Origin of the sequence: Burkholderia sp. 9779_493 (genome assembly GCF_015712215.1) — a bacterium.
In the GTDB taxonomy this organism is placed as follows: domain Bacteria; phylum Pseudomonadota; class Gammaproteobacteria; order Burkholderiales; family Burkholderiaceae; genus Burkholderia; species Burkholderia cenocepacia.
In genome coordinates, this window is sequence record NZ_JACCQA010000030.1 from 17,976 (window position 1) to 42,776 (window position 24,801).

Annotated in this window: 23 protein-coding genes and 1 pseudogene; 13 read left to right on the forward strand and 11 right to left on the reverse strand. The window is 69.9% G+C overall.

What is annotated here, in order from left to right; genetic code table 11:
• Positions 1-230: 230 nt before the first annotated feature.
• A complete protein-coding gene (locus tag H0X95_RS26225) occupies positions 231-401 on the reverse strand; it encodes a hypothetical protein (protein ID WP_164530823.1) in 171 nt (56 codons plus the stop codon).
• A 180-nt stretch (positions 402-581) separates the two neighbouring features.
• Between H0X95_RS26225 and H0X95_RS26230 the strand changes: the two genes are divergently transcribed.
• Positions 582-2,498 carry a DUF3857 and transglutaminase domain-containing protein gene (locus H0X95_RS26230; RefSeq protein WP_058902730.1) on the forward strand — a complete coding sequence of 639 codons (1,917 nt, stop codon included), beginning with the start codon at positions 582-584 and terminating at the stop codon, positions 2,496-2,498.
• 69 nt (positions 2,499-2,567) lie between these two features.
• The gene (locus tag H0X95_RS26235; RefSeq protein ID WP_164530824.1) at positions 2,568-2,732 is read left to right on the forward strand and encodes a hypothetical protein; all 165 of its coding nucleotides are present in this window, start codon (positions 2,568-2,570) and stop codon (positions 2,730-2,732) included.
• 43 nt (positions 2,733-2,775) lie between these two features.
• Here H0X95_RS26235 and H0X95_RS26240 read toward each other — a convergent pair whose 3' ends face one another.
• Positions 2,776-3,825, reverse strand: a complete 1,050-nt coding sequence (locus H0X95_RS26240; protein WP_023476135.1) for an AraC family transcriptional regulator — start codon at positions 3,823-3,825, stop codon at positions 2,776-2,778.
• Between the two features lie 70 nt (positions 3,826-3,895).
• On the opposite strand from H0X95_RS26240, the gene H0X95_RS26245 reads away from it, so the two are divergent.
• Positions 3,896-5,098: an MFS transporter gene (locus tag H0X95_RS26245; RefSeq protein ID WP_027807128.1), complete on the forward strand. Its 1,203-nt coding sequence runs from the start codon at positions 3,896-3,898 to the stop codon at positions 5,096-5,098.
• A 56-nt stretch (positions 5,099-5,154) separates the two neighbouring features.
• On the opposite strand, the gene H0X95_RS26250 is transcribed toward H0X95_RS26245, so the two are convergent.
• Positions 5,155-6,033 carry an aldo/keto reductase family oxidoreductase gene (locus tag H0X95_RS26250; RefSeq protein ID WP_059722399.1) on the reverse strand — a complete coding sequence of 293 codons (879 nt, stop codon included), beginning with the start codon at positions 6,031-6,033 and terminating at the stop codon, positions 5,155-5,157.
• A gap of 101 nt (positions 6,034-6,134) precedes the next feature.
• Here H0X95_RS26250 and H0X95_RS26255 point away from each other — a divergent pair, with 101 nt between their 5' ends.
• Positions 6,135-7,034, forward strand: coding sequence for a LysR family transcriptional regulator (locus H0X95_RS26255; RefSeq protein ID WP_058902732.1), 900 nt, complete (start codon positions 6,135-6,137; stop codon positions 7,032-7,034).
• A gap of 7 nt (positions 7,035-7,041) precedes the next feature.
• Here the strand turns inward: H0X95_RS26255 and H0X95_RS26260 are convergent.
• The 3 genes and pseudogenes from H0X95_RS26260 to H0X95_RS26270 form a co-directional block, all read right to left on the reverse strand.
• Positions 7,042-7,239 (reverse strand): annotated as a pseudogene (locus tag H0X95_RS26260) (transcriptional regulator); the annotation flags it as partial.
• A 28-nt stretch (positions 7,240-7,267) separates the two neighbouring features.
• On the reverse strand, positions 7,268-8,029 hold the full coding sequence (locus tag H0X95_RS26265) for an isocitrate lyase/PEP mutase family protein (RefSeq protein WP_034202770.1): 762 nt from the start codon (positions 8,027-8,029) through the stop codon (positions 7,268-7,270).
• A gap of 149 nt (positions 8,030-8,178) precedes the next feature.
• Positions 8,179-8,646: a MarR family winged helix-turn-helix transcriptional regulator gene (locus H0X95_RS26270; protein ID WP_006488765.1), complete on the reverse strand. Its 468-nt coding sequence runs from the start codon at positions 8,644-8,646 to the stop codon at positions 8,179-8,181.
• 81 nt (positions 8,647-8,727) lie between these two features.
• On the opposite strand from H0X95_RS26270, the gene H0X95_RS26275 reads away from it, so the two are divergent.
• On the forward strand, positions 8,728-9,096 hold the full coding sequence (locus tag H0X95_RS26275) for a hypothetical protein (RefSeq protein WP_006488774.1): 369 nt from the start codon (positions 8,728-8,730) through the stop codon (positions 9,094-9,096).
• 93 nt (positions 9,097-9,189) lie between these two features.
• Positions 9,190-9,807, forward strand: coding sequence for a glutathione S-transferase family protein (locus H0X95_RS26280; protein WP_006488786.1), 618 nt, complete (start codon positions 9,190-9,192; stop codon positions 9,805-9,807).
• Between the two features lie 60 nt (positions 9,808-9,867).
• On the opposite strand, the gene H0X95_RS26285 is transcribed toward H0X95_RS26280, so the two are convergent.
• The 4 genes from H0X95_RS26285 to H0X95_RS26300 form a co-directional block, all read right to left on the reverse strand.
• Positions 9,868-10,590 (reverse strand): HAD family hydrolase, encoded by a 723-nt coding sequence (locus H0X95_RS26285; RefSeq protein ID WP_059722401.1) that lies wholly within the window; start codon positions 10,588-10,590, stop codon positions 9,868-9,870.
• Between the two features lie 24 nt (positions 10,591-10,614).
• Positions 10,615-11,586, reverse strand: coding sequence for an ornithine cyclodeaminase family protein (locus H0X95_RS26290; RefSeq protein ID WP_006488773.1), 972 nt, complete (start codon positions 11,584-11,586; stop codon positions 10,615-10,617).
• A gap of 109 nt (positions 11,587-11,695) precedes the next feature.
• Positions 11,696-12,826, reverse strand: coding sequence for a DSD1 family PLP-dependent enzyme (locus tag H0X95_RS26295; protein ID WP_058902737.1), 1,131 nt, complete (start codon positions 12,824-12,826; stop codon positions 11,696-11,698).
• A 101-nt stretch (positions 12,827-12,927) separates the two neighbouring features.
• Positions 12,928-13,887, reverse strand: coding sequence for a LysR substrate-binding domain-containing protein (locus tag H0X95_RS26300; protein ID WP_058902738.1), 960 nt, complete (start codon positions 13,885-13,887; stop codon positions 12,928-12,930).
• A 155-nt stretch (positions 13,888-14,042) separates the two neighbouring features.
• Between H0X95_RS26300 and H0X95_RS26305 the strand changes: the two genes are divergently transcribed.
• The 3 genes from H0X95_RS26305 to H0X95_RS26315 all read left to right on the forward strand — a co-directional run bounded on the left by H0X95_RS26305 (position 14,043) and on the right by H0X95_RS26315 (position 17,771).
• Positions 14,043-14,918: a LysR substrate-binding domain-containing protein gene (locus tag H0X95_RS26305; RefSeq protein WP_034202765.1), complete on the forward strand. Its 876-nt coding sequence runs from the start codon at positions 14,043-14,045 to the stop codon at positions 14,916-14,918.
• Positions 14,919-15,167: 249 nt separating this feature from the next.
• Entirely contained in the window at positions 15,168-16,310 is a 1,143-nt protein-coding gene (gene psrA, locus H0X95_RS26310; protein ID WP_059722707.1) for an iron-containing alcohol dehydrogenase PsrA, read from the forward strand.
• A 15-nt stretch (positions 16,311-16,325) separates the two neighbouring features.
• Positions 16,326-17,771 carry an MFS transporter gene (locus H0X95_RS26315; protein ID WP_059722403.1) on the forward strand — a complete coding sequence of 482 codons (1,446 nt, stop codon included), beginning with the start codon at positions 16,326-16,328 and terminating at the stop codon, positions 17,769-17,771.
• Between the two features lie 19 nt (positions 17,772-17,790).
• Here H0X95_RS26315 and H0X95_RS26320 read toward each other — a convergent pair whose 3' ends face one another.
• Positions 17,791-18,705, reverse strand: a complete 915-nt coding sequence (locus H0X95_RS26320; protein ID WP_059722405.1) for an NAD(P)/FAD-dependent oxidoreductase — start codon at positions 18,703-18,705, stop codon at positions 17,791-17,793.
• Between the two features lie 141 nt (positions 18,706-18,846).
• On the opposite strand from H0X95_RS26320, the gene H0X95_RS26325 reads away from it, so the two are divergent.
• The 4 genes from H0X95_RS26325 to H0X95_RS26340 all read left to right on the forward strand — a co-directional run bounded on the left by H0X95_RS26325 (position 18,847) and on the right by H0X95_RS26340 (position 24,729).
• Positions 18,847-19,287, forward strand: coding sequence for an RrF2 family transcriptional regulator (locus H0X95_RS26325; protein ID WP_059722406.1), 441 nt, complete (start codon positions 18,847-18,849; stop codon positions 19,285-19,287).
• Positions 19,288-19,538: 251 nt separating this feature from the next.
• Complete coding sequence (locus H0X95_RS26330; RefSeq protein WP_034202763.1) at positions 19,539-20,129, forward strand: DUF2760 domain-containing protein; 591 nt, start codon at positions 19,539-19,541, stop codon at positions 20,127-20,129.
• Positions 20,126-21,967, forward strand: coding sequence for an Hsp70 family protein (locus tag H0X95_RS26335; protein ID WP_059722408.1), 1,842 nt, complete (start codon positions 20,126-20,128; stop codon positions 21,965-21,967). Before H0X95_RS26330 ends, H0X95_RS26335 begins: the two co-directional genes overlap by 4 nt.
• Before the next feature lie 5 nt (positions 21,968-21,972).
• Complete coding sequence (locus H0X95_RS26340) at positions 21,973-24,729, forward strand: Hsp70 family protein (RefSeq protein WP_059722410.1); 2,757 nt, start codon at positions 21,973-21,975, stop codon at positions 24,727-24,729.
• Positions 24,730-24,801: the final 72 nt, after the last annotated feature.

Sequence of the window (24,801 nt, forward strand, 5' to 3'; positions counted from 1 at the left end):
GGGGAACAACGCACGACCGGGACACCGGTGCGGCTTGCGTTCGGGCGAAAGGACGGGTGACGACGGACGGAGAGACGAGGGGCTGAGGTCGGTGGGTGGGGGGACTCGAGTGGAGCGGGCGCACCGGCGGTGAGGCAGCCGGCGTTGCCGCCGCTTACGCGCTGAAAGCGACGCCAGGACGCCGATCCGCTGTTGCGGGTCGGGCCGGCGTGCGGGCGGTTCGCCTCACCTCACAGTGAGCGAGAGGGAATGCGCGGCGCGCATGGCCGCTCGGCGTCGATCGGTTTCGGATGCCGCCGTTCGAGATGCAGCACCGTCGGCAGCGTGCCTGACAGGATCACGCGCAGCCACGCGAACGCCATTACGCGGTCACCGGTTTCGAAAGCGTCGCCGATCGACATGAGGTGTCCTTCCCGCTGGCCGCGGCTTGACGCTCGCCAGCCCGTCGCCCACACTGGGCCGCACGACGGCCACGCGTGCGGGTGCGCGCGAGCGGCCTGTCATGCGCGCGTCATGCGGTACGGCTCCCGCTCCGGCGCGCGGCGCTGACGTCCTGCAACGAACGCGCGGAGAGCTTCGACGTGGTGCGTTTTCCTTTCCGATGGACCGGCTGCCTGTTCGCGTGCGCCGTTGCGCTCGGCGCGGGTACGGCCGTGGCCGATACGCGCGACTCACACGACACGCGGGACGCCCGCGACGCGGCCGATATGGCGCCCGTCACGCTCGTCAGCGACGTCCACGAATTCGTGATCCAGCACGACGGCTCGCTCGACGAGCACGACGATTCGACGCTGCGCGCGAACGACGCGAACGGCATCGATGCCGTTGCGCAGCGCTACGTGTGGTACGACAAGAATCTCGAGAAGGTCGAGCTGCTCGCGGCCGAGACGATCGACCGCGACGGCGTCGCGCATCCGGTCGGCGCGGACGGCATCCGCGACGTGCAGGAGCCGCGCTCGGCCGGCGCACCGACGTTCCAGGACGGGCTGCTGCGCACCGTCGTGTTCCCCGGCGTCGAAGCCGGGTCGAGCACCCGCGTCGCGTTCCGCAAGACCCGCACGAAGCCGGTCAATCGCGGCTACTTCGGCTACACCGTCGAGCCGTCGCGCGAGCCGGTCGACAGTCAGCGGCTGATCTTCGACGTGCCGGCCGACATGCCGCTGTATGCGGATGCACGCGGCTACGTCGCGCTGCCGCCCGTCACGGCGAACGGCCGCACGCGCTACGAATTCGACTACCGGCACGGCGCGTACGATCGCATCGAGAGCGGCTCGGTCGGCTATCCGACCTACGGCGACCGGCTCGTCGTGTCGACGCTGCCCGACTACGCGGCGTTCGCCGCGCGCTACCGCAACGCGGCCGTCGACCCGAGCGCGAACGATGCGGCCGTCGTGCAGCTGGCGCGTGCGCTCACGGCGAATGCCGCCGATCCGCGCGACAAGGCGCGCATCCTGTACGACTGGGTGCAGGCGAACGTGCGCTACGTCGGGTTGTTTCTCGGCGAGACGGCCGCCGCGCCGCATCGCGTGACCGACATCCTGCGCAACCGCTACGGCGACTGCAAGGATCATGTCGCGCTGTTCGGCGCGTTGCTCGCGGCGGTCGGCATTCGCAGCGAACCGGTGCTGATCAATCTCGGCGCCGTGTACACGCTGCCGTCGGTGCCCGGCTACGGCGCCGGCGCGATCAATCACGCGATCACGTGGCTGCCCGATCTCGCGCTCTACGCGGATACGACGACGGCCGGCATCGCGTTCGGCTACCTGCCGCCGATCGTGATGGATCGCCCGGCGCTGCTGGTCGATACGGGCGTGCTGTCGCGCACGCCGGCCACGCAGCCGCGCGCCCGCACCGCGCGGATCTCGATCGATGCCGCGCAGCCGGGCGCCGCACGTGTTCAGGCCTATGTCGAGGACGACGGCTGGACCGCCGAACTCGAACGCAACCTGTTTCGCCGCGCGTCGCGCGAGCGCATCGCGCAGCTCGCGACCGAGCGCCTGCGGCAAAGCGGCCTGCGCGGCCGCGCGCAACTGTCGACCAGCGACCGGCGCGTGACGGACGGGCCGTTCGACGTGACCGTCATCGGCACGCTCGATCATTTCGTCTGGCCGGACGGCACGACCGCGTTGCCCGCGCTGTCGAGCGTCACGGGCGGTATCGCGACCCAGGTCGAGACCTGGCTGGCCGAGCCGGTGCGCACGCAGCCGTGGGGCTGCATCGGCGGCGCGTTCGACGAGACCGGCCAGATCGCGTTGCCGGCGGGCGTGGTCGTGACCGACCTGCCGGCCGATACGGCCGTGCACGACCGCTTCGTCGATTTCACGTCGCATTACGTGTTCGATGCGGCCGCGCGCGTCGTGCAGGTCACGCGGCGGATGAACGCGGATTTCGGGCGGCAGGTCTGCACGCCGGACGAATTCGCGGCGCTGCGCGCGTCGCTCGAGCGCATCGAGCGCGACACGCAGACGCAGATCGTCGTGCGGGCGAAGCAGCGTTGAGCGGCGCGGGCACGGCATTCGCTCCGGACGGGCGAATCACCGGAATCGCCGACGCGCAGGAGGGACATCATGACGGAACGGGATCACGAGATCGCCGAACTCTCGAAGGAATTGCTGGGCCGGATCGTGCAGGGTACGGTCGCGGCCGGCGCGCCCGTCGACGTGGAGCAGTGCGCGGCGCTCGCCGTGCAGTGCGCGACGGCGCTGGTCGACCGGCTCGACGCGTTGAAGTGACGGCCTGCGGGCCGGCACCGCCGCCGGCCCCGCGCGCCGCGCGTTACGCTTCGGCGGGTACGTCGCCGTCCGCGCGCACGGCGCCCGGCGGCTTGCCGACCACGCGCTTGAACGCACGGCTGAACGCCGCGAGCGAACCGTAGCCGAGCCGGTACGCGACCGCTTCGATCGTCTCGCGGTCGCGGGCGATCCATTGCGCGGCGAGCCGCATCCGCAGCTCGGTGAGGTAGCGCACGGGCGTCATCCCGGTGGCCGCGAGGAAGCGCTCGGCGAACACCGAGCGCGACACGCCTGCCTCGGTCGCGAGCTCCGCGACGCTCCAGTTGCGGCCCGGGTCGCGATGCAGCGCGACGATCGCGCGGCCGAGCTTCGGCTCGCGCAGCGCCTGCACCCAGCCGGTCGCATCGCCGCATCCGCATTCGACCCAGCCGCGCACGATGAACGCCGCGACCACGTCCGCGAGCCGCGCGAGGATGCCCGCGAAGCCCGCGCGCGCCGTGCACGCCTCGCGTTCCATCGCATCGAGCATCGGGCGGATTTCCGGGTAGCGCGCGAGCAGCGTGCCCACGTGCATGAACGCGGGCATCGTGCCGACCAGCGGCTGCATGCCGCCGAGGTCGAGTTCCATGCAGGCGCTGAAGATCAGCGCATCGCCGGCGCCGGGTTCCTTCGTCGCGCAGCTCGTGGGCGACACGCCGGCCGACGCCACCGACGCGACCGTATCGCAGATCTTCGCGACCTCGAAGCCGTCGATCTCGCGGCACGGCACATCCGGATCGGACACCAGTGCGTGCATGCCGCCGTGCGGCAACAGGATCGCGTCGCCGGCCTCGAGCCGCATCGTCTCGCCCGTCGCGTCGCGCAGCAGCACGGGCCCGCGCACGATGAAATGGAACTGCGCGCGGCCCGTCCCGTGGCCGAAACTCAGTCCGAACGGCCGCGCGACCTGGATGCGGCGGTACTGGACGCCGCTCAGCCGCATCCCCAGCAGCAACTCGCTGACGAGGTCGTGCACTTCGGGAATCGGGGGCAGAAGGGGCTCGGACATATCGAGATACGGACGTTCGATCAACAAGAACGGATTGTATGTCATAGACCGTCCTGCTGCTGTTCCTTACGATACGCCTTTATCAGTACTTTCCCTAACCGACACGGAACCCCGCATGAATCCCGGAATCTCCTCGGCCGCCTCGACGGCGGCCCCCCGCGAACCGGCCTGGGGCGCGGTCTTCGCGATGACGCTCGGCGTGTTCGGGCTCGTCACGGCCGAATTCCTGCCGGCGAGCCTGCTGACGCCGATGGCCGACAGCCTCGGCGTGACCGAAGGCGTGGCCGGACAGGCCGTCACGGCCACCGCCACGGTCGCGCTCGTCACGAGCCTGCTGATCTCCGCGCTCACGCGCACGATCGACCGGCGGCGCGTGCTGCTCGTGTTCTCGGTGCTGCTCGTCGTATCGAACCTCGCCGTGGCGTTCGCGCCGAATTTGGCCATGCTGCTGTTCGGCCGCGTCGTGCTCGGCATCGCGCTCGGCGGCTTCTGGACGATGGCGACCGCCACCGCGATGCGGCTCGTGCCGACGGCGATGGTGCCGCGCGCGCTGTCGATCATCTTCAGCGGCGTGGCGGTCGCGACCATCGCGTCCGCGCCGATGGGCAGCTACTTCGGTCACCTGATCGGCTGGCGCAACGTGTTCCTGATCGCGGCCGTGCTCGGCGGCATCGCGTTCGTGTCGCAGATCGTCACGCTCCCGTCGATGCCGCCGAGCGGCACGACGCGGCTGCGCACGCTGATCGACGTGCTGCGCCGGCCGACCGTCGGCCTCGGGATGTTCGCGACGATCCTCGTGTTCACCGGCCATTTCGCGTTCTTCACGTATCTGCGGCCGTTCCTCGAACAGGTGGCGGGCGTCGGCGTGAACGGGCTGTCGGCGATCCTGCTCGGCTACGGCATCGCGAACTTCGTCGGCACGTCGCTCGCGGGCCGCGTGCTCGAACACCGGCTGCGGCCGATGCTGATCGGCATGCCCGCGCTGATGGTCGTGCTCGGCATCGCGCTCGTCGTGCTCGGCCGCGCGCCGATGATCGACGCGGTGCTGGTCGCGTTGTGGGGGATGGCGTTCGGCGGCGTGCCGGTCGCGTGGTCGACGTGGGTCACGCGCACCGTGCCCGACGAGGCCGAGAGCGCGGGCGGGCTGATCGTCGCGGCGATCCAGCTCGCGATCGCGACGGGCGCGGCCGCCGGCGGCGTCGTGTTCGACGCGAACGGCGCGGCAGGCGTGTTCGTCGGCGCGGCGATCGTGCTGGCGGTGGCGGTCGCGACGATCGTGACCGGCGTGCCGAAGCGGGTCGGCGTGGTCGCGTCCTGACCGGCCCGGCGGCCCGCAGCCCGCGTGGTACGGGCCGCCAGGCGATCGTCCGCGCGTCAGGCGGCGCCGGCGCCCGCGATGCGGTCGAGTGCCGCGAGCGCGTCGGCCGGCAGATCGAGGTCGGCGGCCGCGAGATTCTCGCGCAGATGCGCGACCGACGACGTGCCGGGAATCAGCAGGAGATTCGGCGCGCGGCGCAGCAGCCACGCCAGCGCGACCTGCATCGGCGTCGCGCCGAGGCGACCCGCGACGCCGGACAGCGTCGACGACTGCAGCGGCGAGAAGCCGCCGAGCGGAAAGTACGGCACGTACGCGATGCCGTCACGGGCCAGCGTGTCGATCAGCGCATCGTCGCCGCGATGCGCGATGTTGTAGTGGTTCTGCACGCAGACGATGTCGCAGATCCGCCGGCCTTGCGCGACCTGCGCGGGCGTGACGTTGCTCAGGCCGATGTGCCGCACGAGCCCGCGCCGCTGCAGCTCCGCGAGCGTGGCCAGGGGTGCCTCGATCGATCCTTCGGCCGGCCCGTGCGTATCGAACATGATGCGCAGGTTGACGACGTCGAGCACGTCGAGCCCCAGGTTGCGCAGGTTGTCGTGCACGGCCCGCTCGAGCTCGTCGGGCGTGAACGCGGGCAGCCATGATGCGTCGTCGCCGCGTCGCGCGCCGATCTTGGTGACGATCACGAGATCGTCGCGATACGGATGCAACGCGTCGCGAATCAACTGGTTCGTCACGTGCGGGCCGTAGAAGTCGCTGGTGTCGAGATGGTCGACGCCGGATTCGACGGCTTCGCGCAACACGTTCACTGCGGCTTCGCGATCTTTCGGCGGGCCGAATACACCGGGGCCCGCGAGCTGCATCGCGCCGTAGCCGATCCGTCTGACGTGGCGATCGCCGAGCCTGAAGGTGGCGGTGTGGCGAATATCGGGCATGACCTTGCTCCTGTCGAAGAGATGAATGCGTTCAGCATAAGGACGAGTCGCCTGCGCGATAAGCCGGCATAATTCGCACGGGTTGTACGAAAAGGCGAACAATGCAAACCGATCTGGGCGATCTGAACGCGTTCATGGCCGTGGCACGCGCCAGGGGATTCCGCGATGCCGCACGCGTGACGGGCCTCAGCGCGTCGGGGCTGAGCGAGGCCGTGCGCCGGCTGGAAGCGCGGCTCGGCGTGCGGCTGCTGCACCGCACGACGCGTAGCGTCGTGCCCACCGAAGCCGGCGAGCGCCTGCTCGCGCGTCTCGCGCCCGCGCTGACCGAAGTGGCGGCGGCGCTCGATGGGATCGACGAATTCAGGGGCCGACCGGCCGGCACGCTGAAGCTCAACGTGCCGGTCAGCGCATCGCGGCTCGTGTTGCCGGCGATCGTGCCGCGCTTTCTCGAGGCGTATCCGGACATCCGGCTGGAAGTGACCGCCGACGAAAATTTCGTCGACGTGCTGGCGGCCGGCTGCGACGCGGGCATCCGCTACGACGAACGGCTCGAACAGGACATGATCGCGGTGCCGATCGGCCCGCGCATCCAGCGGTTCGCGACCGCGGCGGCGCCCGGCTATCTCGACCGGCACGGCCGGCCGCGGCATCCGCGCGACCTGCTTGGCCATCGGTGCCTGCGCGGACGCTTCGCCAGCGGCGCGATGCCGCCGTGGGAGTACGAGCGCGACGGCGAGGTCGTGCGGGTCGAGCCGGCCGCCGGGCCGCTGCTGGTCCAGATCGGCGGGGCGACGGAGCTGATGGTCGACGCGGCGATCGCCGGGACGGGGATCCTGTATCTGTTCGAAGACTGGGTGCGCCCGCATTTCGAAAGCGGTGCGCTCGAACCGGTGCTCGAACCGTGGTGGCGGCCGTTCTCGGGGCCCTTTCTGTATTACCCGGGGCGGCGTCTCGTGCCGCCGGCGTTGCGCGCGTTCATCGATTTCGTCAAGGCATCCTGAACGTCGGTCAGCGCACCGGCGCGTGCGCGTCGAGCAATTGCCGGTGGCGCGCGTCGGTCGCGTCGTCGGCCGGAAACATGCACTCCATGCGCAGCTCCTGCGCGGCCGCGCTTTGCGGCGTACCGATCGTCGTGATCGGCGAGAAGTAGCGCAGCACGACGCCTGCGTGAACGAAGCCGATCGGGATGGCCGGCAGCGACGGCGCGGCGGCCGCCCGCCGCCCCGCGAATCCGTCAGCCGCCTTGCTTGACCAGCGCCGCCAGCGTCTTCATTGCCTGCAGATACGGATACGGCCCGTGGCTGATGCGCGCCACGCCGTACTCCGCGAGTTCCGCGAGCGTCGGCGTTTCCGCGACGCGCATCACGTTCACCGGCAGCGGCGACGCGGCCGTCAGCGCGCGAATGAGCGCCGGCGAGCGCAGGCCGGGCACGAACAGGCCGTCGGCGCCGGCCGCCGCGTACGCGCGGGCGCGCGCCAGCGTCGCGTCGAGCAATCGTTCGTCGTGCGTCTCGGTTGCCGCCTTGAAGAACACGTCGGTGCGCGCGTTGATGAAATAGTCGACGCCCGCGCGATCGGCCGCCTGCCGGGCCGCCGCGATACGGGCCGCCGCTTCGTCGACGTCACGCAGTTCGCCCGTCGACGGAAAACTGTCTTCGAGATTGCAGCCGATCGCGCCGGCCCGGATGCTCATCGCGATCGTCTCGGCGACATCTTCCGGCCGCTCGCCGTAGCCGCTTTCGAGATCGACGGTGACGGGCAAGTCCGTCGCACGCACGATCCGCTCCAGCACCTCCATCATCAGCGCGCGCGGCATCTGCTCGCCGTCGACGAAACCGTTGGCTGCCGCGACCGACCAGCTGCCGGTGGCCAGCGCGACGGCGCCGGCGTCGGCCACCGCGCGCGCACTGCCGGCGTCCCACACGTTGAACAGCGCCAGCGGCTGGCCCGCGCGGTGAAGCGACCGGAAAATCGCGCCCTTCTCGTTGTTGCCCATGCTCGTCTCCTTATGGATACCGGATCGGTTGTCGTGCCGAGCGATATTGCCATCGAATCGGGCGGTGCGACGGACGCCGGCAATGTCTGCTGACAGCGCGTGACAGCAAGTGCGCATGATCGCCGCCGCTGGGCGATCCGCGCGCCGCCTCAGTCGCGCGAACCCGGATCGATCGACAGCGTGCGCAACTGGCCGCGCAACTGGTCGACTTCGCCCGGCGCGAACGGCCGCTCGATCTCGGCATGCGCGCGCTGCCACAACGGGAACGCCTCGGTCAGCAGGTCGTGCCCGGCCGGAGTCAGTTCGAGCAGGCGGCTGCGCCGGTCGTCCGGATCCTGCGCGATCGTGACGAGGCCGCGCCGCTCGAGCGGCTTGAGCGCCGCGGTGAGCGTGGTGCGATCCATCGCGAGCAGCGACGCAACCGATTTCATCGGGGCCGGTTGCGGCCGGTTCAACGACATCAGCAGCGAAAACTGGCCGTTGGTGAGGTCGAGCGGGCGCAGCACATCGTCGAAGATGCGCGCCAGATTGCGCGCCGCGCGCTGCATGTGCAGGCACAGGCAGCAATCGCGCACCATCAGCGTCGTTTCGAAGGGAAGCTTTTCTTTTCGTGCCATGTTGCAATTGTGTTGATATCAACCTATCTTGTCAAGGTCGAGGCGCGGCAACCCGCCGCGTCCGTCATCGGAGGAGAAGGCATGAGTGCGCAACAACAGTTGTATCTCGCCGTATTTCTCGGGACCCGGGACAGCCCGGCGATGAAGGCATGGATGGCGCTGCCGGAGGACGAGCGGCGCACGCGCGAGCGCGACGGCATCGCCGCGTGGCATGCGTGGGTCGAGCGCCATCGCGACGCGATCGTCGAGCTGGGCGGCCCGCTCGGCAAGACCAAGACCATCGACGCCGGCGGCATCCGCGACACGTCCAATGCGCTGAGCGGCTTCAGCGTCGTGCGGGCGGCATCGCACGAGGCGGCCGCCGCGCTGTTCGAAGGTCATCCGCATTTCACGCTGTTCCCGGGCGTGTCGGTCGACGTGATGCCGGTGCTGGCGATTCCGGGCGCATGAGCGACGCATGAGGCCGGACGCGACGTGTCGCCCGATGCGATGCGCGTGGTCCGGATGCAGACATTTTCCCGACATTCTGGATGGAGATGGGCGATGAAGCTTTACGGATTTGCCGGCACCCGCTCGCAGCGGGCGCTGTGGGGGCTGAAGGAACTGGATGCGGATTTCGAATTCGTGTCGGTCAACCTGCTCGAGGGCGAGCACAAGCGGCCCGAATTCCTGCGCCTGAATCCGGCCGGCAAGGTGCCGGTGCTGGTGGACGGCGACCTCGTGATTCCCGAGTCGGCCGCGATCGTGCTGTATCTCGCGGACAAGTACCCGGAGAAGGCGCTGCTGCCGGTCGAGCCGGCGCTGCGGGCGGAGGCCTATCGATGGGTCATGTTCGCGGTGACGGAGCTCGAGCAGCCGCTGTGGCGGATCACGCGCCATACGTTCATCTATCCGCCGGAGAAACGCTCGCCGGCCGATATCGAACTGGCGCGCGAGGATTTCACGACGATGGCCGCGATTCTCGACAAGCATCTCGAAGGGCGCGAATTCATCGTCGGTGATTCGCTGACGGTGGCCGATTGCGTGACGGCTTACCTGATCGACTGGGCGAGCGAATGCCACCTGATCGAACCGTTCCCGCAACTGCGCGCGTATCTGGAGCGGCTGTATGCGCGGCCGAAGGCGCCGCAGCGGATCGCGGAGGCGCGGAAGGCGGCGTGACAGTGAAACGGGTGCCGGGTCATGCGCCGCATCGGCGTGACCCGCCGCGTCCGCGTGCGATCACGAGACCGTGTCGGGTCCGCCGAGCGCACGACACAGCATCGCCAGATCGCGCAACGTGAGATGCGGTGTCGCCGCCTGAGGCGGAGCCGGTTCCCCGCCCGCCCGAGGTTCGCGCACGACCCACGCGGCCTGAAGCCCCGCATTCAACGCGCCGACGATGTCGAGGTGGAAGTCGTCGCCCACATGCAGCAATTCGGCCGGCCGCACGCCGAGTGCGTCCGCCGCCGCATGGAAGATTTCGGGTTCCGGCTTGGCGAAGCCGAATACGCGCGCGCTGAGCGTCGTGCGGAAGAATTCGCCGCCGCCGGTCAGCCGGAGATCCGCGTTGCCGTTGGTGACCGCGATCAACGGAAAGCGGGCGCTCAACCACGCCAGCGCCGGCAGCGCGTCTTCATAGAACTCGACGCGATTGCGCGCCGCATAGAAGACGTCGTAGGCCCGATCGGTCAGCGAGGCATCTTCGTTCGCGCGTTCCAGCGCCAGCCGGATCGAGCCGATTCGCATCGCGCGATAGTCGCTGGCGAGATCCGGATACAAACGTTCGTATTCCTCACGGAGCGCGCTGAGCGCCTGTTGCGTCGGCAGCACGCGCGCGGTATTCGGCGCGTGCTCGAGCAACCATGCGCGAAGCGTCGCTTCGGCCCGGACGACGGACGGCCCGAACGGCCACAGGGTGTCGTCGAGGTCGAACGACAGGGCGGAAACTTGGGTGAGACGCATGGCGGTTGAAAGCGGGAAGTCGTGTTACCAGGGCCACGGAACGGCGGTTCCGGTGCCGTTGTCGACGGCGTGCCGATACAGGAAGCGCGCGACGGTCAGGTCCTGAAGCGCGAGGCCCGTCATGTCGAAGACGGTGATCTCGTGCGCGGCACGGTCGACCGATGCCGCACCCGCGAGGATGTCACCGATTTCCGTGCGCGGCAAATCCGGCGCCCACTGGCACTCGCCGATGCTGCGCGCCTGATCGTGATCGTCCACGACGATGCGCGCGCGTTCCAGCACGCCAGGCGGTAGTTCGCGCTTGCCCGCGGTATCGGCGCCCACGCAGGTCAGGTGGGTGCCCGGCCGAACCGCATCCGCGTCGAACAACGGCCCGCCGCCGGGCGTGGCCGTGATCACCACGTCGCTGTGGGCGACCGCATCGTTCCGGTCGCGCGCCACGCCGATCGTGCATCGTTCGACGAAGTGCGATTCGAACGCCGGGTCCGGCTCGCCGCCGACGTTCACGTATTGCACCGTGCACCGCTGCGGCAGCAGCCGGAGCGCGTAGTCGAGCTGCACGCGCGCCTGCACGCCCGTGCCGAACACGCAGATCCGCGTGCTGTCGCGGCGTGCGAGCTGTTGCAGCCCGAGGCCGCCCGCGGCGCCGGTCCGCGCGGTGGTGATCGCGTTGCCGTCCATGATGCACAGCGGGCGGCCCGTCGCCGGATCGAACAACGCGACGGTCGCCTGATGCGGCTCGCCGCCGCGTGTACGGTTGCCGGGCCAGAACCCGGCCGCCTTGAAACCGAGCAGATCCTGGCCGGCGACGTCGCCCGACTTGATGCCGAACACGCCGCCGGTATGCAGCTTCTCGCGCACCACCGGGAATACGCGTCCGGCCCTTTGACTGTGCAGCACGAAGGCTTCGCGCACGGCCGCCATCACTTGCCCGGCTTGCAGGGCGGGCTCGACGGCATCGCGGTCGAGGAGAAGGAGGCGGGCGTCGGTCGGCATGGTCGGGGGTGCCTGTCCGGCACGAGACGAATCGAGGGTGTTTAAAGTTTGTCCAGAACTGGATAAATAGTCAATGCGCGGATGGCGCGGCATGGGCGCCGGACTTCGCTCACCACCCGTAGAAGCGTGGCCACGTCTGCGCGGCGTCGTCGTCGCCGATCGCGTGGTAGTCGGGATGTTGCGCGCCGGTCGCGCACGCGTGATTCGGCAGGATGCGCAGGCGCGTGCCGATCGGAAACCGCCGCGCGATGTCCGTATCCGGCGTGCCCGCGCGCGACACGATCCCGTGTTCCTGGTTGGCGGCGCTCATCAGGTAGTCGTCGAGCACTTCGCCGGCTTCGGTGCAGATTTGCCCGTAGCCGAAGTCGCGTGCCTGGCGCTGCGTGCCGCGGTCGCGGCTCATCGCCATCCAGCCCGCGTCGACGATCGCCCAGCCTTTCTTTTCCTGATGACCGATGACCGTGGTCAGCACCGACAGCGCGATGTCGGACTGTTCGCACACGCCGATGTTGTGCATCACGAGGTCGAACATCACGTACACGCCGGCGCGCACTTCGGTCACGCCGTCGAGCCGCTCCGCCGCCAGCGCGGTGGGCGTCGAGCCGATGCTCACGACCGGGCACGGCAACCCGGCGGCCCGCAGGCGCTCCGCGGCCCGCACGGTGCGGCTGCGCTCCTGTTCGGCAATCGCGGCCAGCGCGTCGGGCGTGTCGTATTCATAGCTGGAGCCCGCATGAGCGAGCACGCCGCCGAGCAGCATGCCGCCGCCGGTCAGCGCGCGGCCGACGTCGATCAGCAGGTCGGCTTCGGGCGGGATGCCCGAGCGGTGGCCGTCGACGTCGACTTCGATCCATACGTCGAACCGTTCGCCGTGCTCGCGCCCGAAGGCGGCGATCGCCTGCGCGGCCGGCAGGCTGTCGGCGACGATCTTCAGGTCGCAGCCCTGCCGGCGCAGCGCGAGCGCCTGCGCGAGTTTGGCGGGCACCATGCCGACCGCATAGACGATGTCGCGGATGCCGTGCGCGAAGAACTGCTCGGCTTCCCTGAGCGTCGACACCGTGATGCCTTGCGCGCCCGCCGCGATCTGCGCGTCGACGACGTGCCGGCATTTGGTGGTCTTGACGTGCGGCCGGAACCGGACGCCGAGTGCGTCCAGATGCGTTTGCATGCGCGCGATGTTGCGCTGCATGCGGCCGACGTCGATCAGGGCGGCCGGGGTATTGAGCGTATGAAGGTTCACGAGGTGTCCGATGGCGTGGTTGCCGATGCGGACACTGTAGGGCGGTTGGGCCGCCTCGTGTTTAATGCGCGGCTAATCTTCCATTAAGCCGCATTTAACACTCATGCCTTGCCGCGCCACGGCGGCGGATCGAGAAACCGCCGCGCGGCGTCGAGAAACACCCGCTGCCGCGCGGAGCGGCCGGTACGCGACGGCAACAGCGCCGTCACCGGCGCGGCCGGCAGGTTCCAGCCGGGCAGCAGCCGCACGAGCTTGCCGTTCGCCAGCAGCGGCGCGACGTCCCACTCGGAGCGCTCGACGATCCCGAGCCCGGCGAGCGCCCATTCGGTGATGACGGTGCCGTCGTTGGACGACAGCGCGCCGCTGACGCGGATGACGGTAGCCCGCCGCGATTCGCCGTCGACGCCGCTGCCGGGCGAGAAGCGCCAGCGCGGGATGTCTTCGTCGTTCTCGCGCAGGCACAGGCAGTCGTAGCGCGTCAGCTCGGACGGATGCTTCAGATCCTTGAGGCGGCGCGCGTACGCGGGGCTCGCGCACAGGAAGCGCTCGTTGGGGGCGAGCGGATAGCCGATCCACGACGACGACTTGAGGCTGCCGACATGGACGACCACGTCGGCCCCCGCCGCGCTCGTCAACGGGCTTTCCGACAGATGGAGCGAGATGTCGAGTTTCGGATGCGCGCGCTGCAGGTCGCGCACGATCCGTGCGACGTATTTGCGGCCGAAGCCGAGCGGGGCGACGACGCGCAGCGTGCCCTGCACGTCGCCGTGGTCGCCCGCGAGGCTGCCCGGCAGCGCTTCCACGCGCTCGAGAATGCCGACGGCTTCCTGGTACAGCCGCTGCCCTTCGTCGGTCAGCGCGATCCCTTTCGGCTGCCGCACGGCGAGCCTTGCGTTCAGCCGTGCCTCCATCCGCTGCAGGCGAATCGTGACCGCGGGCGGCGTGAGGTCGAGCAGCCGGGCGGCAGCGGCCAGGGAGCGCGACGTGCCGATCGCGCGGACGAGTCGAAGGTCGTCGAGGTCGAGCATTTCATGGCTCTTAATGCCGGTGATGTCGAGCATTAAACCGCACATCGTGCGGCGAAGCCATCGACGCGGCGTCGAGGGGCGGCGACAAGCTCGACCGGAACGCGCCTGTCACATTCGCCCGATACATTGAATTTTTCGATGCCATCCGACATTCGGCACGTATTTCCCGATCGATTCGACCGCCCGTCATGACACTGACCCAGCTTCGCAGCTTCATTGCCGTCGTCCAGCACGGCGGTTTCACCGCGGCCGCCCGCGCGCTGTCCACCAGCCAGACGACGATCACGTCGCAGATCCAGACCCTCGAACACGAACACGGCGTCGAGCTGTTCCACCGCCGCGGCCGGCGCGTCGAGCTGTCGGCGGTCGGGCTCGAATTCCTGCCGATCGCGCGCCGCATCTGCAGCGACGAGAGCGATGCCGCCGCGCTGCTGCGCGACAGCGGCGCATTGCAGCGCGGCTCGCTGAAGATCGGCGCGGTCGGCCCGTTTCACGTCACCGAGATGATCGACGCGTATCACAAGCTGCATCCGCACATGCACCTGTCGGTCGCGCTCGGCAATTCGGAAACCGTCTTGCGCGATCTCGACGAGTACGTGTGCGACGTCGGCGTGGTGGCCCGCGCGTTCGAGGACGCGCGCTACTTCACGCAGCGCTATGCGAGCTTTCCGGTGATCGCGTTCGTGCGCTCGACGCACCGCTTCGCGACGCGCGACGCGATCACGCTGCACGAACTGGCCGGCGAGCCGCTGCTGATGCGCGAACCGGGCTCGACGACGCGCCGCGCGCTCGAAGACGCGATGGCGGCGGCCGGCCTGACGCCGCGCATCGCGATGGACATCGGCAGCCGCGAGGCGTTGCGCGAGGCCGTCGCGCGCGGGCTCGGCGTCGGCACGGTATCGAAGGCCGAATACGTGCCCGACGAGCGGCTGCGGCCGCTGCGCATCGACGGCGACCCGGTCGAAACCCATATCCACGTGTGTTGCCTGAGCGAACGGCGCGGCAGCCGGCTGGTCGCGTCGTTTTTCGATGCGGTCGCGCGGTGCCGGCCGCTCGACGCGTGACCGCGGGCAACGACGCACCGGCATGCGGCGGCGATCGATCGAAAAATTCGGTCGATCCATAGCCGATGACCGGGATTTTCGATCATGAACGCGTCATCGCGGATGCCTAACCTGATGCTCGTCCCCATTCCATTCAGGTGCGAGCATGTATTGCGCGGAAGATCGGTTTTTCGTATTGGTTCGTCATGCAGAATATCGGGTCGTGAACGGACAAGTGTGCGATACGCGGCGTCGCGCGGGAGCGGCGGCATGAGCGACTGGCACTTCCACAATCCCGTGCGGATCCGCTTCGGCGTCGACGCGCTCACGGATTTGAGCGATGCGCTCGGCGGACGCAGCTATGCGATCGTCACGTATCCCGATGCCGTGTTCGCGCGGCTGGCCGACCGTGTCGAAGCGCAGCTCGGGCCGGCGCTCGCGCGGATCGACTGCGTCGAGGCGAACCCGTCGGTGCCGATGCTGCGACGCGCGTGCGAGCGGCTCGCCGCGCTGTCCGCCAAACCGGACGTGCTGATCGCGCTCGGCGGCGGCTCGGTGATCGATTCGGCGAAAGTGCTCGCCGCCGAACACGGCGATTTCGATCGCGTGCTGCGCATCCTGTCCGGCGCCGCGGGCACGACGGGCGACGCACCGGTGCGGCCTGCGCTGCCGATCGTCGCGATCCCGACCACGGCCGGCACCGGCAGCGAAGTGACGCGGTGGGCGACCGTCTGGGATCCGCACAACGCGCGCAAGCTGTCGCTGTCGCGGCCCGATCTCTTTCCGGAAACGGTGATCGTCGATCCGCGCCTGATGGTCGGCCTGCCGATGCAGCCGACGCTCGCCAGCGGTCTCGACGCGTTGTCGCACGCGCTCGAAAGCATCTGGAACGTCCATGCGAACCCCGTCACGCGCGGCCTTGCCGTGCAGGCGGCACGCGAACTGATGCACGGCCTCGAGCGCGTGAATGCGCACCCCGACGATCTCGACGCGCGCAGCGACATGGCGCTCGGCGCGCTGCGCGCGGGGCTCGCGTTCTCGAATACGCACACCGCGCTCGCGCACAGCATTTCCTATGCGATCACGCTGACGCGCGGCGTCGCGCACGGCATCGCGTGCTCGTTCTGCCTGCCGGCCGTGATGCAGGCGGCGCTCGGCGTCGACGCCGCGTGCGACGCCGCGCTGCGCGAGATCTTCGGCGATACGGCGTCCGCCCCCGCGCAGCTCGTCGCATTGCTCGACGCGCTCGGCGTCGCGAGCCACCCGGCCGCGTACGGGATCGACGCGCCCGAATGGGCGCGCATCGTGGATCACGCATTCGACGGCGCACGTGGGCGCAACTTCATCGGCACCCGCGCGCGCTTCCCGCATTTCGACTTCAGCCCGGAGCAGCCCGAGCGGGCGCTTCACTGACGAGGAGCCCTCATCATGCAACCGTCTCATCCGATCGAAACGGACGCGCTCACGCGTCTCGACAACCTGCCGTGGACCCGCTTCCACACGCTGATGCTGGTCGCGCTCGGCGTCGGCTGGGCGCTCGATTCGTTCGAAACCAACATCATCGGCAGCGTGTTCGGCGTGCTGAAGTCGCACTGGCACCTGAGCGCCGCGCAGGGCTCGCTCGCGGTCAGCATCTGGGTGTTCGGGATGCTGGTGGGCGCGATCGCGTTCGGCTATCTCGCCGACCGCTATGGCCGCAAGCGCCTGTTCCTCGCGACGCTGCTCTGGTACGCGTGCTTCAGCGTCGCGACCGTGCTGTCGTGGAACTACGAATCGTTCCTGTTCTTCCGCGCGATGACGGCGCTGGCCGTCGGCGGCGAATATTCGGCGGTGACCGCGACGATGGGCGAATTCATTCCGACGCGCCATCGCGGCCGGACCGACGCGCTGATCCTGTCGGGTTTTCCGGTCGGCGCGCTGCTGTCGGCGGCCGTGTCGTATCTGGTGCTGAACCAGTTGCCGCCCGAGTGGGCATGGCGCGTGGGCTTCGGCCTCGGCACGACGATGGCGCTGGTGTTCTTCTGGATCCGCCGCGTGATTCCGGAATCGCCGCGCTGGCTGATCCAGCAGGGGCGCGTGGCGGAAGCCGAAGCGATCGTCGAGCAGATCGTCGCGAGCGTGGCGCGCGAGCCGCGCGCGCAGGCCGACCGCGCGCCATTGACGAAGCGCTACACGCCGACCCGCTTCGCGCACCAGGCGCCCGCGTTCTGGCGCAACGTAGGCGAACTGTTCGGCGCGTATCGCGCGCGCTGCGCGCTGGCCGGCGCGCTGAACTTCTCGCAGGCGGCCGTCGTGTACGGCGTGCTGTCGCTGATGGCGCTCGTGCTGCTGCCGTACCTGAAGGTGGCGTCGACGGACATGCCGATCTACTACATGATCGGCAACGCCGCGGCGCTCGCGGGCGGCATCGTCGCGGCGTTCCTGGTCGAGGCCTGGGGGCGCCGCGCGTCGTTGTTCGCGAGCTATACGTTCACCGTCGCGGCGATCGTCTTCATCTATGCGATGCACGCATTGCGCGGCATGGTGTTCGGCTACTGCCTGATCCAGTTCGGCGTCACGTGGGCGTACATCTCGGGCTATGTGGTGTCGTCCGAAATCCTGCCGACGCGGATTCGCGCGACGGGGCTCGGCGTGTCGGTCGCGATCGGCCGGCTCGGTGCGGTGATCGCGCCGCTGATGCTGACGAATGTTTACGCAATGTCGGGCTCGCCGTCGGCCGCGCTGGTCGTGCTGCTGGTGCTTGCGCTGCCGGGGCCGCTCGCGGCCGGCCTGTGGTGGCTCAACGGGCGCGAGACGCGGCGGATTTCGCTGGAAGCGTGCAGCGCCGAGGGGAACGCGCAGCCGGCGGTGGACGCCGCGCCGCGCGCGGCGTGACGCCCGGCTGCCCATCCACCTACGCGTCCAGCCCGAAAACCAGCGACCGGTGCGCGCCCACGCCGGCCGCCACACCCGATGCCGATGCGAATGTCGCGTTGGTCATCAGGCTCGACGCGTCGCCGGCCGCATACACGCCGGCGACGCTCGTCCGCTTCCACGTGTCGACGCGAATCGCGGTGCCGAGCGGCCCGTCGTCGAACGCGCAGCCGAGTTGCTGCGCGAGGTCGCTCGCCATGTCGGTGCGCGCGCCGATGAACAGTGCGTCGATCGACACGAGCTGACCGTCGGCGAGCCGCAGCGCGTCGATACGCGGCGCATCGCCGAGGATCTCGACGACCGGCGAGCGCTCGATGCGCACGCCGCGCGCGGCGAGCAACGCGGCTTCTTCGTCGTTCGCTTCGACCACGCCCTGCGTGAACCACGTCGTCGGGCCCCAGTCCGGAATCAGGATCGCCTGATGGACCGACAGCGGATGCGTGGCGAGCACGCCGAGCCGCTGGCCGCTGACTTCGTACCCGTGGCAGTACGGGCAATGCAGCACGCCGATGCCCCAGCGTTCGGCCAGTCCCGGCAGCGCGGGCAACGCGTCGCGGATGCCGGTCGCGAGAATCAGCCGGTCGGCGCTTGCGCGGCTGCCGTCGGCCAGCGTCACGTGAAAGCGCCCGTCCGCGTCGCGCTCGGCCGTGCGTGCCTCGCCGTCGATGCGCTGCACGGTCGGATACGCGGCGAGTTGCGCGGCGGCTTCGGCGACGATCCGCGCGGGCGGCTTGCCGTCCTGCCCGAAGAAGCCGTGCGCGTGTTCGGCAAAACGGTTGCGCGGCCGGCCGGCGTCGATCACGAGCACGCGGCGGCGTGCCCGCGCCAGTTGCATCGCGGCCGACAGCCCGGCGAAGCTGCCGCCGATCACGATCACTTCATGATGGGAATGCATGCATCAACTCCTTTCTGGACCTGCGTGAATGATCCACGTGCTCCGCTGGCGGCCAACTCATGAAACACGAGAAGTTGCATGATAGGGCGATGGTATCATTCATGCAACTTCAAAAGTTTCGAGAGAAGGGGAGCCTCGCCCGTGAGAACCGACAGCCGTTTGTCGCGCATGCTGCATGCGCTGATCCACATGGACCAGGCCGACGGCCCGCTGACGTCGGAGACGATCGCGACGATGCTGTGCACGAACCCGGTCGTCGTGCGGCGCCTGCTCGGCGGGTTGCGCGACTGCGGCTACGTGCAGTCGGAGAAGGGGCACGGCGGCGGCTGGGCGCTGAGCGTCGCGCTCGACGACATCACGCTGCTCGATGTCTATCGCGCGGTGGGCGAGCCGCCGCTGTTTTCCGACCTGGTGCCCGAGGATGCACCCGAATGCCTGGTCGAACAGGCCGTCAACGCGCACCTGTCGGCGACGCTGAAGGAAGCCGAAGCGTCGCTGCTCGCGCGCTTCGGCGAAGTCACGCTCGGCATGCTGTCGCGCGATTTCGAAGCGAAGGCGGCGCGGCTGCGCAAGTCGCGCTGACGCGTCGCAGCATCGCGCTCGATCGCATCTGACGCGCGATCCGGCGCGGCCGAAACCGCCGCGCCGCCGTGTTCTGTCCCCCGACTTCTGCCCGGTTCGTCCGCCACAGGGCAAAATACGGGTTTTCCGCACCCGCGAGGGTGCGTTCGAATCACGCGCCGGGCGGCGCCGGTGCGCATGCCGCACGCCGCCGCCGGGCGCCCAGGCAAGAAACGCTCGCCGTGCTGCGAGCCCACAGGAGTCCAGACCCCATGCCCGAATCCAACCTGTCCTTCTTCGGCCGGCTGTCGCTGGCCGTCGGCACGTTCTTCTCCGTGCTCGGCAATCGCGAGTTCGCGGCCGAAGTGCTGCGCGTGCGCGATGGCGCGCCGGCCCCGGTCGCGCCGGCCCCGACCCCCGCGCCGGCTGCCGCGCCGGTCGCCCCCGCGCCGGTGAAGGCGCCGGCGCCCGAGCTGCGCGAAGCGAGCCCGCAGGCCGCCCTGCAACTGCTCGGCCTGCTGCAACGCGATGCGCGCTTCATCGATTTCGTCGAGGAAGACATCGCCGGCTATGCGGACGCCGACATCGGCGCCGCCGCGCGCCTCGTGCACGACGGCTGCCGCGCCGCGCTGCGCGAACACTTCACGATCGTGCCGGTGCGCGACGAAGCCGAAGGCAGCCGCGTGACGCTGCCGGCCGGCTTCGACGCGACCGCCGTGCGCGTGACGGGCAACGTGGTCGGCTCCGCGCCGTTTACCGGCACCGTCAGCCATCGCGGCTGGCGCGTGTCCGACGTGCGCCTGCCGAAGCTGACGGGCAGCCACGACGCATCGGTGATCGCACCGGCGGAGGTGGAACTGTGAGCGATCCGCGCTATTCGATCGGTATCGACCTCGGGACGACCCATTGCGCGCTGTCGTACGTCGACAGCAGCACGAGCGATGGCGAAAAGATCGTGCAGCAGGTGCTGCCGATCGCGCAGCTCACCGCGCCCGGCGCGCTGGAATCGCGCAACCTGCTGCCGTCGTTCCTCTACCTGCCGCATGAAAGCGAGCTGACCCAGGGCGACCTGACGCTGCCGTGGACGGCCTCGCGCGCTTTCGCGGTCGGCGAGATGGCGCGCACGCGCGGCGCCGGCACGCCGATCCGCCTCGTGTCGAGCGCGAAGAGCTGGCTGTGCCATCCGGGCGTCGACCGCCGCGCGGCGATCCTGCCGAGCGATGCACCGCCGGAAGTGGCCCGTGTGTCGCCGCTGGAAAGCTCGATCCGCTACCTGACGCACCTGCGCGAAGCGTGGGACCACGCGCATCCCGACGCGCCGTTCGCCGACCAGGACGTGACGGTCACGATCCCCGCGTCGTTCGATCCGGCCGCGCGCGAACTGACGGCGGAAGCCGCGCGTGCCGCCGGTTATTCGCGGATGACGCTGCTGGAAGAGCCGCAAGCGGCGCTGTACAGCTGGATCCAGAAGAGCGAGGGCGGCTGGCGCAAGCAGGTGCAGGTCGGCGACCTGATCCTGTGCGTCGACGTCGGCGGCGGCACGACCGACCTGTCGCTGATCGCGGTGGTCGAGCGCGACGGCAATCTCGAACTGCATCGCGTGGCCGTCGGCGAGCACATCCTGCTCGGCGGCGACAACATGGACCTCGCCCTCGCGCACGTGGTCGCACGCAAGCTCGCGCAGCAGGGCACGCAGGCCGATCCGTGGCAACTGCGCGCGCTGACCTACGCGTGCCGCTCGGCCAAGGAAACGCTGCTGTCCGACCCGACCACCGATGCGGTGCCGCTCGTCGTGCCGAGCCGCGGCTCGAAGCTGATCGGCGGCTCGATCCGCACGGAACTGACGCGCGCGGAACTCACGCAGACGATCCTCGAAGGCTTCTTCCCGCAAGTCGATGCCGCCGCGCGGCCGGTGAGCCGCGCGCGTGTCGGCCTGACGCAGCTCGGCCTGCCGTATGCGCAGGACGCCGGCATCACGCGCCATCTCGCGGCGTTCCTCGGCCGCCAGGTCGCGGCGCTCGACACGCTCGAAGGCGTGCAGCGCACGCTGCCGCAGGGCGCGACGTTCCTGCATCCGACCGCCGTGCTGTTCAACGGCGGCGTGTTCAAGTCGACGCTGCTCACGCAGCGCGTGCTCGACACGCTCAACGGCTGGCTCGCCGCCGAAGGCGCGCCGCCCGCGCGCCTGCTCGAAGGCGCCGATCTCGATCTCGCGGTCGCGCGCGGCGCGGCGTACTACGGCTACGTGAAGCGCGGCCGTGGCGTGCGCATTCGCGGCGGCACGGCGCGTGCGTACTACGTCGCGATCGAATCGGCGATGCCCGCGGTGCCGGGGCTCGAGCCGCCGGTGCAGGCGCTGTGCGTCGCGCCGTTCGGGATGGAGGAAGGCTCGGACGCGGCGCTGCCGCCGCAGGAGTTCGGCCTCGTCGTCGGCGAACCGGTGCAGTTCCGCTTCTTCGGCTCGTCGGTGCGCCGCCAGGATCAGGTCGGCACGCTGCTCGACTACTGGTCGCCGGAAGAGCTGCAGGAGCTGGAGGAAATCCAGGCGACGCTGCCCGCCGAAGGGCGCACCGTCGGCGAAGTCGTGCCGGTGAAGCTGCACGCGCGCGTGACCGAAGCCGGCACGCTCGAACTCGAGGCGATCCCGAGCGGCACGAACGAGCGCTGGAAGGTCGAGTTCGACGTGCGCGGCGCCGCCTGAGCGCGATGAAGCGTTATACGGTCGGCATCGACCTCGGCACGAGCAATACGGTCGTCGCGTACGTCGAGGCCGGTTCCGACGCGATCCGCGTGTTCGACGTCGAGCAACTCGTCGGGCCCGGCGCGGTGGCCGCGCAGCCGCTGCTGCCGTCGGTGCGTTATCACCCGGCGGCGGGCGAGCTGCCGCCGGACGCGCTGCGGCTGCCGTGGGCGGCCGAGCCGAAGGCCGACACGAAGGCGGGCGCGGTCGGCGCGCCGCCGGCCGTGATCGGCCGCTACGCGCGCACGCTGGGCGCGCAGGTGCCGGGCCGGCTCGTGTCGAGCGCGAAGAGCTGGCTGTCGCACGCGTCGGTCGATCGGCTCGCGGCGATCCTGCCGTGGGGCGCGGCCGACGGCGTCGACAAGGTGTCGCCGGTCGAGGCGAGCGCGAGCTATCTCGCGCATGTGCGCGACGCGTGGGACGCGCATTTTCCCGACGCGCCGCTCGCGCAGCAGGACGTGATCCTGACGGTGCCCGCGTCGTTCGACGACGGCGCGCGCGCGTTGACCGTCGAGGCCGCACGGCGCGCGAAGCTGCCGGCGCTGCGGTTGCTGGAAGAGCCGCAAGCCGCGTTCTACGACTGGCTGTACGGCCAGCGCGACACGTTGCGCGAGACGTTCGCCGCGGCGCGGCGCGTGCTGATCTGCGACGTCGGCGGCGGCACGACCGACCTCACGCTCGTCGACGTCGCGCCGGGCGACGATGGCGAGCCGACCTTCACGCGCGTCGGCGTCGGCAACCACCTGATGCTCGGCGGCGACAACATGGACCTCGCGCTCGCGCGCCTGGTCGAGTCACGGCTGACCGAGCCCGGTACGCGGCTGTCGGCCGCGAGCCTGTCGCAGCTCGTCGAGCGCTGCCGCGCGGCGAAGGAGCGGCTGCTCGGCGACGACGCGCCGGCGTCCGTCACCGTCACGCTGCTCGGCGCGGGCAGCAAGCTCGTCGGCGGCGCGCGCTCGGCCGAGCTGACGCGGCAGGAAGTCGAGCAGATCGTCGTCGACGGGTTCTTTCCGCAGGTCGAGGCCGGCGAACTGCCGCGCCGGGCGCGCGCGGCGATCGTCGAATTCGGCTTGCCGTATGCGAGCGACGCGGCCGTCACGCGCCACGTCGCCGCGTTCCTGAATCGTCATGCGGAAGGCCCGCTGCCGGACACGCTATTGCTCAACGGCGGCGTGTTCCGCGCGGGCGCGCTCGCCGGCCGGCTTGCGCAGACGCTCGGTGCGTGGCGCGGCGCGCCGCTCGACGTGCTGCACAACGCGCATCCCGACGTGGCCGTTGCGCGTGGCGCGGTGGCCTACGGGCTCGCGCGTGCCGGCCATGCGCCGCGCATCGGCGGCGGCTCCGCGCGCAGCTATTTCCTCGTGCTCGACGACGGTGCGGACGATTCCGCCGCCCGCGGCGTCTGCCTGCTGCCGCGCGGCGCGGAAGAGGGACGCGAGATCCGGCTCGACGATCGCACGTTCGCGCTGCAGCTCGGGCAGCCGGTGCGGTTCCACCTCGTATCGACGGTGGCCGACACGAAGTACCGGCCCGGCGATCTCGTCGATCTCGACGGCGGCGATTTCGTGCGGCTGCCGCCGATCGCGACGGTCGTCGACGCGAAGGCGGGTGGCGACGCGCGCGAAACGCCGGTGAAGCTCACCGCGTCGCTGACCGAGGTCGGCACGCTCGAAATGCATTGCATCGCGACCGACGACGCGGCGCGCCGCTGGCGGCTCGAATTCCAGTTGCGCGGCGATGCGCCGGGGCACGGCGACGATGCGGCGTCCGCGCGGCATCCGCGGCTCGACCAGGCGATCGAGCTGATCGAGCGCTCGTTCGGCAGCAAGGCCGCGGGCGTGACGCCGAAGGACACGCGCCGGTTGCGCGCGCAACTCGAGCAGGTGCTCGGCGCCCGCGAAGACTGGGACGTCGCGCTCGCGCGCGAACTGTTCGACGCATTGCTCGCACGGGCGCGGCGGCGCCGTCGCTCGGCCGATCACGAGCGCGCGTGGCTGAATCTCGCCGGCTATTGCCTGCGTCCGGGATTCGGTCATCCGCTCGACGCGTGGCGCATCGAGCAACTGTGGCCGCTGTTCGACGACGGCATTCAATACGTGACCGATGCGCAGGTGTGGTCCGAGTGGTGGACGCTGTGGCGGCGCGTGGCCGGCGGCCTCGACGACGATGCGCAGACGCAGGTGCGCGACGCGATCGCGTTCCTCGAACCGTCCGACGACAAGCGGCGCAAGCTGCCGTTCGATCCGGCCAAGGTCGGGCCGGCCGACATGACGCGGTTGTCCGCGTCGCTCGAACGGTTGCCCGTCGAGCGCAAGGTCGAGCTCGCCGAGCGCCTGATCGTGCAGCTGCAGAAGCCGGCCGAACGCGCGTTGTGTGCATGGGCGCTCGGGCGGATCGGTGCGCGGCGGCCGTTCTATGGCAGCGCGCACAGTGTCGTGCCGGCGGAAATCGTTGGCGGCTGGCTCGATGCGCTGTTCGCGCTCGACTGGAAGCAGGTCGAGCCGGCCGCGTTCGCGGCCGCGCAGATCGCGCGGATGACGGGCGACCGCTCGCGCGATTTGCCGGACGACACGCGCGAGGCCGTCATCAAGCGCCTGTCGGCCGCGAATGCATCGGCGGCGTGGATCGACATGGTCCGTGAAGCGATCGCGTTCGACGAAGCCGATACGGCGCGCGTATTCGGCGAAACGCTGCCGGCGGGGCTGAAGTTGCTGGCCGATTGAAAGTACGACCGGATGCTTCGATCTCGTTCGCAGATCGAAGCATCCGGTCGCGTCAACGGTAGCGCGACGTCA